We start from the raw sequence: 12,188 nt of genomic DNA, 5'->3' as shown, positions 1-12,188 counted from the left end.
ACCATAAAAAGTGAATAAAAATGAATTCGGCACCAGTCTTTCCTGCTTTTTTTATGGGTTAATAATTTTCTTTTTGAAAATGAGGCTTTCAATCTTGATATAAAAATTTATAAAAAAGGATATTAATTTACCGAACTTTCCGGATCGCATCGAAAGTGTATGAACCGCAAACGCAGAGCCTGTCCCAATCAGCATTCCTGCAATGATGTCCGCCGGATAGTGGACACCCGTCCAGACTCTCGATAAGGAAATACCTGCTGCAAGAAGAAGCCATAGCCACCCCGCCCGTTTTTTCCACTGCCATATTGAGGCCGCAATAACAAATGCTCCTGTTGCATGGTCACTCGGAAATGAATCATTCTTCGCATGTGGAATCAGCCAATTCACGTGGTGATGGACAAAAGGCCTGTCACGGTAAATAAACATTCCGATCAGCACATTAATACCTAAAGCTAAACAAGCAGCAAGTAATGCTTCTACTACCATTCTCCGATTCTTGTTTTCTGAAATTTTATAAAACCAATAAAATAAAATGCCGGCAAAGAAGACATATTCACCCCACTCTGCAAGAAAAATCATCAGGGGATTTAGAATACGCTCACTTACAGCAAGATGGTTAATGGTTTGAAAGGCATTAAAATCTATATGTGAAAACATGTTGAACCTCCATTACACTAAATTTCCATATTTTGTTGTTTTTCCATTTTCTCATGATTTTTACTCTTTAAATCGGTATCCAGCTCCCCACACGGTTTCAAGATATTGGGGATTTGAAGGATCTGATTCAATTTTTTCCCTGATTTTTCGGATGTGCACAGTGACAGTGGAAATATCCCCCAAAGAATCAAACCCCCAGAGTCGCTCAAATAACTGTTCTTTGCTAAAAACATGATTTGGATGGAGTGCAAAAAATGTCAGGACATCGAATTCCTTAGCAGTGAACATTACTTCATGATTATTGACAAATACCCTTCTTGAAGACTTGTCAATGCGCAGACCCCGGATCATTATGACATCATTCTGAGCTTCCTTGCCAATTAACCTTTCATAACGGGAAAGATGTGCTTTTACTCTTGCTACCAATTCGCTTGGGCTGAAGGGCTTTACAATATAGTCATCTGCACCTATTCCAAGGCCACGAATTTTATCAATATCCTCTTTTTTGGCAGTGACCATCAGTATCGGAATATCCTTTTTTAAACGGATTGATTTGCAAATCTGGAAGCCATCAAGCCCTGGGAGCATAAGATCCAACAGAACCAGGTCTACTTCATGATTTAAAGCTTTCTCTAAACCCTCATTTCCTGTTAACGCTATTTCAACGTTAAATCCATCTATTTCTAAATAATCGCGTTCCAATTCTGCGATGCTTTTGTCATCTTCAATGATTAAAATCGTTTTCATCCTGTTCACCTGCCTTTTTTAACGTAAATAGAATCTTAGTCCCCTGTCCTTCGGTGCTTTCTGCCCAAATGGACCCATGGTGCTCTTCAATAATTCTCTTAGCAATTGATAACCCAAGGCCGCTGCCACCCTTTTCTGTTCCTCTTGCTAAATCAGCGCGGTAAAAACGGTCAAAAATAAATGGAAGATTTTTAGCATCTATGCCCGGTCCATTATCTTTAATACTGAGCTGAATATGCGATTTTAAAGCAGATAAGTGGAAGGAAAGCTTTTTATTTTCATTTTCAATATATTTCAATGAGTTATTAACAATATTAGTAATAACCCGCTTAAGATGCTCACGGTCACCCAACACTGTATAATCTCGATTTTTTTCAATTTCCAATACTATTTCCACTTTCTTTTCTTCTACATCAAATCGAAGCTCCTCTACGAAGTCCTGAACATAATCATCAAAATGAAACTTCTCAAAATAAAATGGGAGTCGCTGCAAGTCGAGTTTAGAGTATAAAAAAAGTTCGTCGATCATATGATCAAGGTCAATTGCTTTATTATGGATCGTCTGGATATAACGCTCCATCCGATCAGGGCTATTGGCAACACCATCCCGAATACCCTCTACATATCCTTTTATCGTTGTGATCGGCGTTTTTAAATCATGCGAGATATTGGCAATGAGTTCTTTGCGGTTTTCCTCATATGCCAGCTGTAATTCAATCGATTCCTTCAGCCTTACTCTCATTTCCTCGAAGCCCATTGCCAGTTGGCCCAGCTCATCCTTGGACATAGCTTCTATTTTCACATTCAGATTGCCTTCCTTCATTTCTTTAGCGGCTCTCTGAAGCTCCCTTATCGGGCGGATGATACTCCTGGACACATAATAAGTTAATAAACCATTTGTAATGATTAATATAAGAATCAAACCGATAAATAAACCGGGAAAAAAGGAACGAACAAATTTTGCCAGACTGCTGGCGTCTGTAATAAGAAATAGCGATCCCTCAGAATTGTCGGGGAAGAAAAAATCAAGCTGTTTAAACGATACATATCGATGGTCGATCCTCTCAACAGGATCCGCTTCCCTATACGTTCCAAACGATGGTAGATCCTCTGTATCAAGCCCTTTTAGAGAAGAAGATAGATAGGTGATTGTTCTTTCCTTCCGCATTACCAATGCAGCACCAGATTTCTTCAATTGCTTATCTACTTTTCTTAAATAGGAAGGATTTAAAAATCGACCTGAATCTTTAACCGATTGCCGGTGTAAATCAAGTAATAATTGATCCTTTGCTGTCAGGTGTTCATGATGCTCAGGCGGCAGATAAATATCCCGCAATTCCTTTACATCCCCCCTGAAGAGCAGGGCAACCAATAAAGCTGACATGATTGCAAATAAAATAGGGATAAAAATCATTGCGATATAGGACAGCAATAATCTTAGGCGAATTGACATTCATTACACCGCTTTCTGCGCTTAACGTTCATTCCGGATATTTTTATAGTATCCCATCGTAAGAAATTCTCTCCAGGACTGTATAAGGATTTTCCATCCGAAAAGTAATTATCTATCAAGAAGTAATTTGCTTAAGGATAAGCATAGCCACCCAGCCTAAAAATTCTCTAAATGAATTCTTAAAAGTTTATTAAATTTTTCTGGATAATCTTTGCAATTAGTGTGTCCAAATGGTAATTGTTGTTATAAGAAAAAAATAAAGGAGGGGTTACAGTATGTCCTGGCTTATCTTTGCAATTCTTTCAGCTGTTTCTGCTGCTTTTGTTTCGATATTCGGGAAGTTAGGCCTGCAAAATATTGATGCCAATACTGCAACCGCAGTCAGAGCCATCATTATGGCAATCTTTTTATTTGGGGTAGTCGCCTGTGAAGGGAATTTAAGCAAAATCCCTCTAATTATCAGTGAAAAGAAAACCTTTATGTTTATTGTTTTGAGCGGAGTTGCTGGAGCGACTTCCTGGCTATTCTACTTTTTGGCACTTAAAACCGGAAAGGTATCGCAGGTTGCCCCAATTGATAAATTAAGTGTCGTCATCGCAACTGTTTTTGCAATTGCCTTCTTCGGGGAAAAACTAAGCATGGTGAACGGAATTGGTGTAGGCCTTATCGCGATTGGTGTGCTGTTGACTGCGTTGAATTAATTGGCATAAGAGGGCAGGCAGTGCATAAAAAATTGCACTGCTTTTTTATGACAGTCGTATTTATTAATAATCCTTTACATTAATTGGTTATTTTTAGAAAATAAACTATAATATGATTAAAAATAGTTTTGAAGGGGTTGAGGATAATAGAATTACTAATTGGTGTTGAAAAGGAAATGGAAGAAATACTGCATACCTATGAACAGCAAAATAAATACACGGAGGCACTTCAAGGCTACCGGATTATTGAAGATAAGCTACTTGAATTATTAGATGGCTGTAATTCAGATGAAGAAACGATTTATGCTTATAAAATACTTGCACAATGTTATTTACGTCTCGGTAATATGTGCCGTTCATTAGGGAAACCAGCAGAAGCCAGCCAATATAGTGAAAAGGAAGAAGAGTTCGCTCGTTTATCAGGAGATTCTGTATCATTGGCACAAAGCATATTTTCAAAAGGGATTAGCCATATTTCAAATAATCAAGTTCAAGAGGGTTTAAGTTTACTAGATAGAGCACGGGAGATGTTTGAAAAGGGTGACACCTTTGACCATATTCAAGGTATAGGATGGTATTGGATCATCAAAGCGGATATCGCCAATAAGGGGATTATTAGTGTACCTAGTGAAAGAATAGTGGAATTTGCTGACCAGGCACTTGAAAAGCTTTTGCCAATCAATAATTGGCAGGGAATCTCCAGAGCCTATCTGGCCAGATCGATTGCATATAAAAATTTGGGTAAAGCTGTTCTTGCTCAGGAAGACTTAGAAAAATCAGAGGAATGTAAAGCATTTATAAATTAAGACCAAAACTTTATCCAAATGAAAGTAAATGCAGTGAATTTCACTGCTTTTACTTTTGTTTTTTTATCCGGCGTACATCCATGTGGAGATTGAAGTAATTTGTAGTTTCGCGCATAGACCGCTTGCTTCGTTCATAATTCAAGTTTTCTAGTCTTGGATCAAGCCTGTCGAAGCAAGAGAACAAAAGGCGCAAGCGCCCTGGTTAGCCCCGACAGGCATAAGACGAATCACGCAGTCATCCTTGGAAAAGCTATCGCTTTTCCTTCGTGCGATGCGGATGCTGCCGAAGCTTTCCTTGTCCTGATTTCTGGAGTGATTTGGCTTATGACCCCGAGCTGCTCCAAGCATCACCTAAAGGTCATGCTTGGAGCAAGAAATTCAAAGGGGCTATTCAAAGGTGAAAACTGGCTGGGTGCTCCTCGAAAAAGCTATCGCTATTTCTTCGTGCGAAGCATATGCTGCCGAAGCTTTCCTTGTGGAGCTAGATTAATACAACTTGTAGAAGTTATTCACATCATTTAATTTTATTATTTCCTAGACGACAAAAAAGCCGCCACCCTTGTAAGGATGGCAGCTATCTCACGAATATTAATGAAGGAATATGGCTCCGTACCCTAGCGCGGCTAAAATGACCAATGCAGGGTGGACTTTGACTTTTTCCATCAAAACATAGCTTATTGAGGCAAGAACCAGTGTCTGCCAAAAGCCTATATCAAGCGATGATCCCTTCAAAAATTGAAAGGCGATGACACCCAGCATGACAGCAATGGCGGGCCTAACATACGTCGTCAATTTTTTTACTCTTGGCGAATCTTTGTATTTGTATAAAAGGCTCAGCAAAGCAATCATTAATACCAATGACGGGGCAACAGAGGCGAATACTCCCACAGCCGCACCAAGAATTCCGCCCTGCTGATAGCCGATATAGCCTGCCATTTTAGTGGCGATTGCGCCAGGAAGTGAGTTGGCAAGTGCCAGCACCTCACTGAATTCCTTCACCGTCAGCCAGCCATAACGGTCGACGACTTCATTTTCTATAAGCGGAATGGAAAATGGCCCCCCTCCATAACCTAAAATTCCCGGGATGAAAAATGAGAGAAAAATCTTCCACTGAACCATCATTTGATTTTCCCCTCCCGATTTACCGTATCTTTTTCAGTCACTTTCTTTTTTTCCGGTCCAGCTAGAGCCAGCACTAGAAGACCCGCAATCAAAAATCCGGGATGGACATTCAGCACTTCCATGAGGATCAGGCTTATCACGACGAGGATAAGATTCCCTTTCCAGCCCATTGCTTTTCGCCCATTTTCGTAAAATTGCCAGGTTAATACGGCAAGCATGACCCCAACAACAGGCACCACCGCTTTCGTCATACCCAATACCCATGGCTGGTCCTTAAAGGAAGAAAGTGAGGTTAGCAGAAAAATCATCAGTATAATGGTCGGGAGCGTTGAAGCCAAAACAGCATTTATCAGTCCTAATGTCCCGCCAATACGGTAGCCAATATAACCTGCAAGCTTGGTTGCGATTGGACCTGGCAGCATATTTGCCAGTGCCAATACATCGCCGAACTCCTCATCGCTCATCCACTTGTATTTGCCGACAACCTCTTTATGAACGAGCGGGATTGAGGATGGCATCCCCCATAACCAAGTATTCCTGGCCTGAAAAAGGCTAAAAAAAGATTCCATTGTTTCATAGTTTATCAAATCCTTTAATCTGTCTGTCTTGTTGCTTCTTTACCAGGATGCTACAGTTCCGTCTGTTCTAGGCTCGGTACCTCCGAAAAGGACGCCGCTTACCGGGTCTCTCCAAATAATCTGTCCCCGCCCGAAACCGCCTGAATCAAGTGCCACTTTAATATCGTGGCCTTTTCTAGCAAGTTCTTCCGCAATATGTGCTGGAAGTGCACGCTCTACTTCAATCGTTTTCCCTTCTACCCACTGCCATCTTGGTGCATCAAGGGCAGCCTGAGGATTCAAGTGAAAATCAACTGTGTTCATGACAACCTGGACATGTCCCTGAGGCTGCATATAACCTCCCATTACTCCAAAAGGGCCGACAGCCTCGTTCCCTTTTGTCATAAAGCCTGGAATAATCGTATGGTACGTTTTTTTGCCTGGCTCAAGGCGATTTGCATGTTCAGGATCGAGTGAAAAATCGTGCCCTCGGTTTTGCAGGGCAATTCCTGTTCCTGGTACGACGATTCCGGATCCAAAGCCCATATAATTTGACTGGATAAATGATACCATATTGCCATCTTCATCGGCTGTCGCAAGGTAAACTGTTCCGCCCGATGGCGGTGTTCCAGGTTCAGGGGTTAATGCTTCCCCGCTGATTAGGCTCGCGCGCTCTTTTCCATATTCGCTGCTTAAAAGCTGTTCAACAGGTACCGTCATCTTATCTTCCTGGGTAATATATTTTTTTCCATCGGCAAATGCCAGTTTCATCGCTTCGATTTGTTTATGATACGTTTCCACTGATTCCTTTTCGGAAAACTCAAAACCTTTAAGTGTGTTTAATGCCATAAGAGCAACCAGCCCCTGACCATTCGGCGGAATTTCCCAAACGTCGTAACCCCGGTAATTAACGCTGATTGGCTTAACCCATTCTGGATGATATCCAGCCAGGTCTTCTTTACGTAAAAACCCTCCATGCTGACGTGAAAATTCATCGATTTTCTCAGCAAGGCTTCCTCTGTAAAAAGATTCGGCACCTGTTTCCCCGATTTCACGAAGCGTTGCTGCATGATCAGGTGAGCGCCAAATATCCCCCACCTGTGGTGCTTTTCCGCCAGGCATGAAGGTATTAAACCAGCTTTCAAACTCTGCTCCTTTAAACAGCTTTTTATAAATCTGCGCTGCCCGCTGCCAATACTTGGCCAGTATCGGAGTAAGGGGATACCCGTTTTCAGCATACTGAATAGCAGGCTCCAGCACTTCCCTTAACGGCAGCTTGCCAAAGCGTCTGGAAAGCTCTGCCCACGCCGATGGTGCACCCGGAACTGTAACCGGAACCAAGCCAAACTTAGGCATTGTTTCATGCCCTTTCTCTTTTACTGCTTCAATCGTTAAAGCCTTGGGTGCACCCGCTTGCATTCAGCCCATATAGCTCACCATTTGTCCAAACAAGGGCAAATGCATCTCCGCCAATTCCGTTGGAAGTCGGCTCGACTACTGTTAAGCAAGCTGCTGTCGCAATGGCTGCATCAATTGCATTGCCGCCCTTTTTTAAAATATCCAGCCCCGCTTGTGCAGCAAGGGGCTGGGATGTTGCAACCATTCCTTTTCTTGCAACAGTCATCATCCGCTGCGAAGAGTAAGGGTATGTAAGTGCATCAAAATTTATCATCGTCGGCTCCTTCTTTGCTTTAATGTATTTAGATTTTTCCAGCTATTTTCTGAAAATCCCCAAATCTAAGCCATTTTGTTTAAATTGATTATTTTTATTATACTGTAATTTTAAAATATTTCGAAACCCTAAAAGATTCATTTTTTTATTTTTTGCATTTGTGTCGCAAAAAAAGCCCTGTAAGGCTAGTGGAACTAACCTTACAGGGCTTCTCTGATTTGTTATAAACTGCTGATTTAGAATTAAACGCCTTTAAACGCCTGACGGTAAATTTCAGCGAGCTCTGTTACTAAAGGAAGCTTAGGGTTGGCAGTAGTGCACTGATCCTCAAATGCCTTATCAGCCAGGAAGTCGACCTTGCTTTCAAACTCTGCTTTATCTACTCCATTTGTTTCTATGCTCATTGGAATATCGAGTTCTTTAGCCAATTTAATGATTGCCTGGACAAGGCTTTCGACTCCTTCTTCTTTCGTACGAGCTGGCAGGCCTAGCACACGGGCGATTTCGGCATAACGTTCATCTGCAACAAAGTGATCGTATTTAGGGAAAGCAGTAAACTTCTTCGGTTTTGAAGCATTATAGCGAATGACATGCGGCATCAGGATTGTATTTGCACGCCCATGGGCAATATGGAATTCTGCACCTAGCTTATGTGCAAGGCTGTGGTTGATGCCAAGGAATGCATTTGCAAAAGCCATACCCGCGATGGTTGAAGCATTATGCACTTTTTCACGGGCCAATTCGTCGCTGCCATTTCGATACGCTCTTGGAAGGTATTCAAATACTAGCTGGATCGCCTTCATGGCGAGTCCGTCGGTAAAGTCGTTAGCCATGCAGGACACATATGCTTCAATTGCATGTGTCAATACGTCCATACCTGTATCAGCTGTAATATGCTTAGGCACCGTCATAACAAACTGCGGATCAATAATCGCAACGTCTGGTGTTAATTCATAATCGGCAAGCGGGTATTTCATATTCGCTTCTTTATCAGTGATAACTGAAAATGATGTCACTTCAGACCCTGTACCAGAAGTGGTTGGAATCGCAACGAATTGTGCCTTAACTCCTAAGTTAGGATATTTTACGATCCGTTTGCGGATGTCCAGGAACTTTTGCTTCAATCCAAAGAACTCTGCATCCGGATATTCATAGAACAGCCACATTCCTTTCGCAGCATCCATCGCAGAACCGCCGCCAAGTGCAATGATCACATCCGGCTGAAAATTAGTCATCATTTCAGCACCCTTCATCACTGTCTGGATGGATGGGTCAGGTTCAACTTCTGAAAAAATTTCGCAATGGACATAATCCGCGCGCTTGCGCAAATAGTAAAGAATTTTATCGACATAGCCCAATTTAACCATTCCTGGATCTGTAACAATGAACGCCTTAGAAATCTTCGGCATTTTTGACAGGTATTGAGTAGAATTTTTCTCAAAATAAATCCTGGACGGAACTTTAAACCATTGCATATTTACATTCCTTTTAGCAACCTTTTTAGTATTGATTAAATGGACGGCTCCGACGTTCGTAGACACGGAGTTTCCGCCATAAGTGCCACATCCCAGGGTTAAAGATGGCATATATGCATTGTAAATATCGCCAATCGCTCCCTGGGAAGATGGTGCATTCACAATGATGCGTCCTGCTTTCATCCGCAATCCAAAAGCCTGGATGGCAGCCTCATCAGTGGTATGAATAACGGCAGAGTGGCCAAGACCGCCAAACTCAAGCATTTCTTCCGCTCTCTTTAATCCTTCTTCAAGGCCGCTCACCTTGTAGCATGCAAGAACCGGACTTAATTTTTCCCTTGAAAGCGGGAATTGCGGCCTACACCCTTTAATTCTGCAATAAGGATTTTAGTGGCTTCCGGAACGACTACACCAGCCATTTCAGCAATTTTGTATGCCGGCATTCCGACGATATCGGCATTCACGGCACAGGAATGTTCGTTGATAACCAGCTTTTCAACTTTTTGCTTCTCTTCTTCATTTAAGAAATAGCAGTTGTTGGCGATCATCTCTTTTTTTACTTCGTTGTAAATATCTTTATCGACGATGACAGCCTGCTCGGAAGCACAAATCATGCCGTTGTCGAATGTTTTGGACAAAATTAAATCGTTTACTGCCTGCTGAAGGTTTGCTGATTTTTCAATATAGCATGGAACGTTGCCAGCTACACCAAGTGCAGGTTTACCAGAGCTGTAGGCTGATTTGACCATTCCCGCGCCGCCAGTAGCAAGAATCATGGAGATTTTAGAATGGTTCATCAGTGCTTGTGTCGCCTCAAGTGAAGGCTTTTCAATCCACTGGATGCAATTCTCAGGGGCACCGGCTTTAATTGCTGCATCCCTTAATATCCTCGCTGCCTCGCTGCTGCATTTTTGCGCTGACGGATGGAAAGCGAAGATAATCGGATTTCTTGTCTTGATGGAGATAAGCGCCTTGAACATGGTAGTGGAAGTCGGGTTCGTTACCGGCGTTACGCCTGCTACGACACCAACCGGCTCAGCAATCTCAATCATTCCTTCATGTTCATTTTCACTAATAATACCGACCGTTTTATTGTATTTGATATTATGGTAAACATATTCTGTAGCGAACATGTTTTTAATGATTTTGTCTTCATATACGCCACGCTTTGTTTCCTCTACTGCCATTTTTGCAAGGGGCATATGCTGATCAAGTCCTGCAAGGGCCATCTGTTTAACGATTTCATCGATCATTTCCTGATCAAAACTACGGAACTCCTTCAACGCCTTCAAGCTGTTATCTACGAGACGGTCAATCATATCTGATGTATTTTTTTTATCCATTACCGCTTTTTCATCCACTGCCATCATAAAACCCTCCAAAGTTATCATTTGTTTGTGAAGTATTTCACATGTCTTTTAAGAAACAGCTTAGAATTTTATATCTAATCTACTATTCGCAGACTGGATTTCTAGGGATTTTTTCAAATGAAATATCGGTAAACAGCTTGGAACATCTTTTTACAATGATGACGTAGTTCACAGTCCAGATATAGGCGGGAATGCTTTCGTCATCTTTGAACATCATTGCCTCAAATTCATCTCCTACTAATTCTTCAAAAGCTTCTAATGTAAATGTCTCTGAATCTGTCGTGAAGGTTTTCCATTCGCAAACCATCATTTTAATCACTCCTTGTTCCTTTCTGATTTCATAATAACACGAATTCAGAATAGTAGATTGTGAAATATTGAACAAACTATGAATTATCATTTAATGATTAATAATAATAATAATTCTTTAAAATAAAGCTTTTTTTTGTAGAAAGATGAATTTGTTTTCTTGAAAAAATGAAAACGTTTACAAGTATAATATTATACTGAAATATGTTTCGTTTCTTCCAAAGTGGGAAAACCTCTAATTGTGCTCCCTACTAATAAGGTTAATAAATAAAAGCAACCTAAACAACATTCAAATAGGAATAAACTGTGACATGGCAGTACATGTTCACAATTTTTTCACTACTGAAAACCTACATACTGAATCATCATCAATTATGAGCTTACAATCCATGAGTAGAGTTTCCTCACCTAGGAAAACATATTTATGAGTACATTAGAAAGAGGGTAGTAAGTTGACTGGTATCTTATTAGCTCTTATACCGGCAGTCTGCTGGGGAAGTATTGTTTTAGTCAGTGTTAAGTTAGGCGGTGACGCTTACAGCCAGACTCTTGGAATCACGATAGGTGCTCTGTTATTTTCGATCATCTTGTATTTTATAGTACATCCGCAAATAACTCTTTTCATTTTCATGATTGGCTTTCTATCCGGAATTTTATGGGCAGTTGGACAGCGGAATCAGCTTGGTGCAGTCCAATATTTAGGCGTATCCAAAACCGTTCCCCTATCAACAGGGATGCAGCTGGTCGCGACTACTTTGGTAGGTGTCATCGTCTTCAAAGAATGGTCAACGAGATCAGTAATTATTCTTGGTGTCGCAGCAATTCTTCTAATCATCATTGGAGTTGTATTCACGACCATCAGGGAAAAAGGCAGCGGAGAAGAAAAAAAGGGACCATGAAACGGGGGTTCGTTGTGCTGCTGATTTCAACAGCCGGCTTTCTAGCGTATGTGATTATTATTCGTTGGTTTAACGTAAATGGCTGGGCTGTTCTTCTCCCTCAGGCAGTTGGAATGCTTGCTGGAGCCATTTTATTGACTTTCCGCCACAAGCCTTTTAATAAATATGCGATCCACAATATTATCACCGGTTTTCTTTGGGGAGCAGGAAATCTGGGACTGCTGCTTTCCCTTCCAAAAATCGGAGTGGCAACCAGCTTTTCACTTTCCCAAACAGGTATTATTATTTCAACACTTGGCGGCATTTTTCTGCTTCACGAGAAAAAATCAAAAAGGCAGATTATCTTTGTCATTATAGGATGTATTCTCGTCATTATTGGCGGAGTTTTATTAGGTTTCACTAAAAAATAAGGAGGCGATT

8 protein-coding genes and 4 pseudogenes are annotated in these 12,188 nt (G+C 41.3%); 4 read left to right on the top strand and 8 right to left on the bottom strand.

What is annotated here, in order from left to right; translation table 11 throughout:
- Positions 1 to 51 precede the first annotated feature (51 nt).
- Genes RCG23_RS16685 through RCG23_RS16675 form a run of 3 tightly spaced genes read right to left on the bottom strand, consistent with a single transcriptional unit; the run spans position 52 to position 2,857 of the window.
- A complete protein-coding gene (locus tag RCG23_RS16685; protein WP_308176636.1) occupies positions 52 to 657 on the bottom strand; it encodes an undecaprenyl-diphosphatase in 606 nt (201 codons plus the stop codon).
- Positions 658 to 717: 60 nt separating this feature from the next.
- Entirely contained in the window at positions 718 to 1,413 is a 696-nt protein-coding gene (locus RCG23_RS16680) for a response regulator transcription factor (RefSeq protein WP_308176635.1), read from the bottom strand.
- On the bottom strand, positions 1,382 to 2,857 hold the full coding sequence (locus tag RCG23_RS16675) for a sensor histidine kinase (RefSeq protein ID WP_308176634.1): 1,476 nt from the start codon (positions 2,855 to 2,857) through the stop codon (positions 1,382 to 1,384). Before RCG23_RS16675 ends, RCG23_RS16680 begins: the two co-directional genes overlap by 32 nt.
- A gap of 275 nt (positions 2,858 to 3,132) precedes the next feature.
- On the opposite strand from RCG23_RS16675, the gene RCG23_RS16670 reads away from it, so the two are divergent.
- From RCG23_RS16670 to RCG23_RS16660, 3 genes are all read left to right on the top strand, one after another.
- Complete coding sequence (locus RCG23_RS16670) at positions 3,133 to 3,558, top strand: EamA family transporter (RefSeq protein WP_308176633.1); 426 nt, start codon at positions 3,133 to 3,135, stop codon at positions 3,556 to 3,558.
- Between the two features lie 176 nt (positions 3,559 to 3,734).
- Positions 3,735 to 4,364, top strand: a complete 630-nt coding sequence (locus tag RCG23_RS16665) for a hypothetical protein (RefSeq protein ID WP_308176632.1) — start codon at positions 3,735 to 3,737, stop codon at positions 4,362 to 4,364.
- A gap of 153 nt (positions 4,365 to 4,517) precedes the next feature.
- The gene (locus RCG23_RS16660; RefSeq protein WP_308176631.1) at positions 4,518 to 4,886 is read left to right on the top strand and encodes a hypothetical protein; all 369 of its coding nucleotides are present in this window, start codon (positions 4,518 to 4,520) and stop codon (positions 4,884 to 4,886) included.
- 66 nt (positions 4,887 to 4,952) lie between these two features.
- Here the strand turns inward: RCG23_RS16660 and RCG23_RS16655 are convergent, their stop codons facing one another.
- The 5 genes and pseudogenes from RCG23_RS16655 to RCG23_RS16635 all read right to left on the bottom strand — a co-directional run bounded on the left by RCG23_RS16655 (position 4,953) and on the right by RCG23_RS16635 (position 10,870).
- Positions 4,953 to 5,483, bottom strand: a complete 531-nt coding sequence (locus RCG23_RS16655; protein ID WP_308180085.1) for a chromate transporter — start codon at positions 5,481 to 5,483, stop codon at positions 4,953 to 4,955.
- Positions 5,483 to 6,063, bottom strand: a pseudogene (locus tag RCG23_RS16650) (chromate transporter). The gene RCG23_RS16655 and the pseudogene RCG23_RS16650 overlap by 1 nt, the downstream one beginning before the upstream one ends.
- Before the next feature lie 40 nt (positions 6,064 to 6,103).
- Positions 6,104 to 7,715 (bottom strand): annotated as a pseudogene (gene ggt, locus RCG23_RS16645) (gamma-glutamyltransferase).
- Between the two features lie 242 nt (positions 7,716 to 7,957).
- A pseudogene (gene adhE / locus RCG23_RS16640) lies at positions 7,958 to 10,557 on the bottom strand (bifunctional acetaldehyde-CoA/alcohol dehydrogenase).
- Positions 10,558 to 10,642: 85 nt separating this feature from the next.
- Positions 10,643 to 10,870: a hypothetical protein gene (locus RCG23_RS16635; protein ID WP_308176630.1), complete on the bottom strand. Its 228-nt coding sequence runs from the start codon at positions 10,868 to 10,870 to the stop codon at positions 10,643 to 10,645.
- A 451-nt stretch (positions 10,871 to 11,321) separates the two neighbouring features.
- Here RCG23_RS16635 and RCG23_RS16630 point away from each other — a divergent pair.
- Positions 11,322 to 12,178 (top strand): annotated as a pseudogene (locus tag RCG23_RS16630) (GRP family sugar transporter).
- The last annotated feature ends 10 nt before the right edge of the window (positions 12,179 to 12,188 follow it).

Origin of the sequence: Neobacillus sp. PS3-34 (assembly GCF_030915465.1) — a bacterium.
Classification (GTDB): domain Bacteria; phylum Bacillota; class Bacilli; order Bacillales; family Cytobacillaceae; genus Neobacillus_A.
The sequence above is the reverse complement of the archived record's forward strand: the minus strand, read 5'-3'. Positions and strand labels throughout refer to the sequence as shown.

Excerpts from the sequence above, each read along its gene's own strand:
- RCG23_RS16685 (WP_308176636.1), bottom strand. The coding sequence starts at position 657 with ATGTTTTCACATATAGATTTTAATGCCTTTCAAACCATTAACCATCTT.
- RCG23_RS16675 (WP_308176634.1), bottom strand. The coding sequence starts at position 2,857 with ATGTCAATTCGCCTAAGATTATTGCTGTCCTATATCGCAATGATTTTT.
- RCG23_RS16670 (WP_308176633.1), top strand. The coding sequence starts at position 3,133 with ATGTCCTGGCTTATCTTTGCAATTCTTTCAGCTGTTTCTGCTGCTTTT.
- RCG23_RS16665 (WP_308176632.1), top strand. The coding sequence starts at position 3,735 with ATGGAAGAAATACTGCATACCTATGAACAGCAAAATAAATACACGGAG.
- RCG23_RS16655 (WP_308180085.1), bottom strand. The coding sequence starts at position 5,483 with ATGGTTCAGTGGAAGATTTTTCTCTCATTTTTCATCCCGGGAATTTTA.
- RCG23_RS16635 (WP_308176630.1), bottom strand. The coding sequence starts at position 10,870 with ATGATGGTTTGCGAATGGAAAACCTTCACGACAGATTCAGAGACATTT.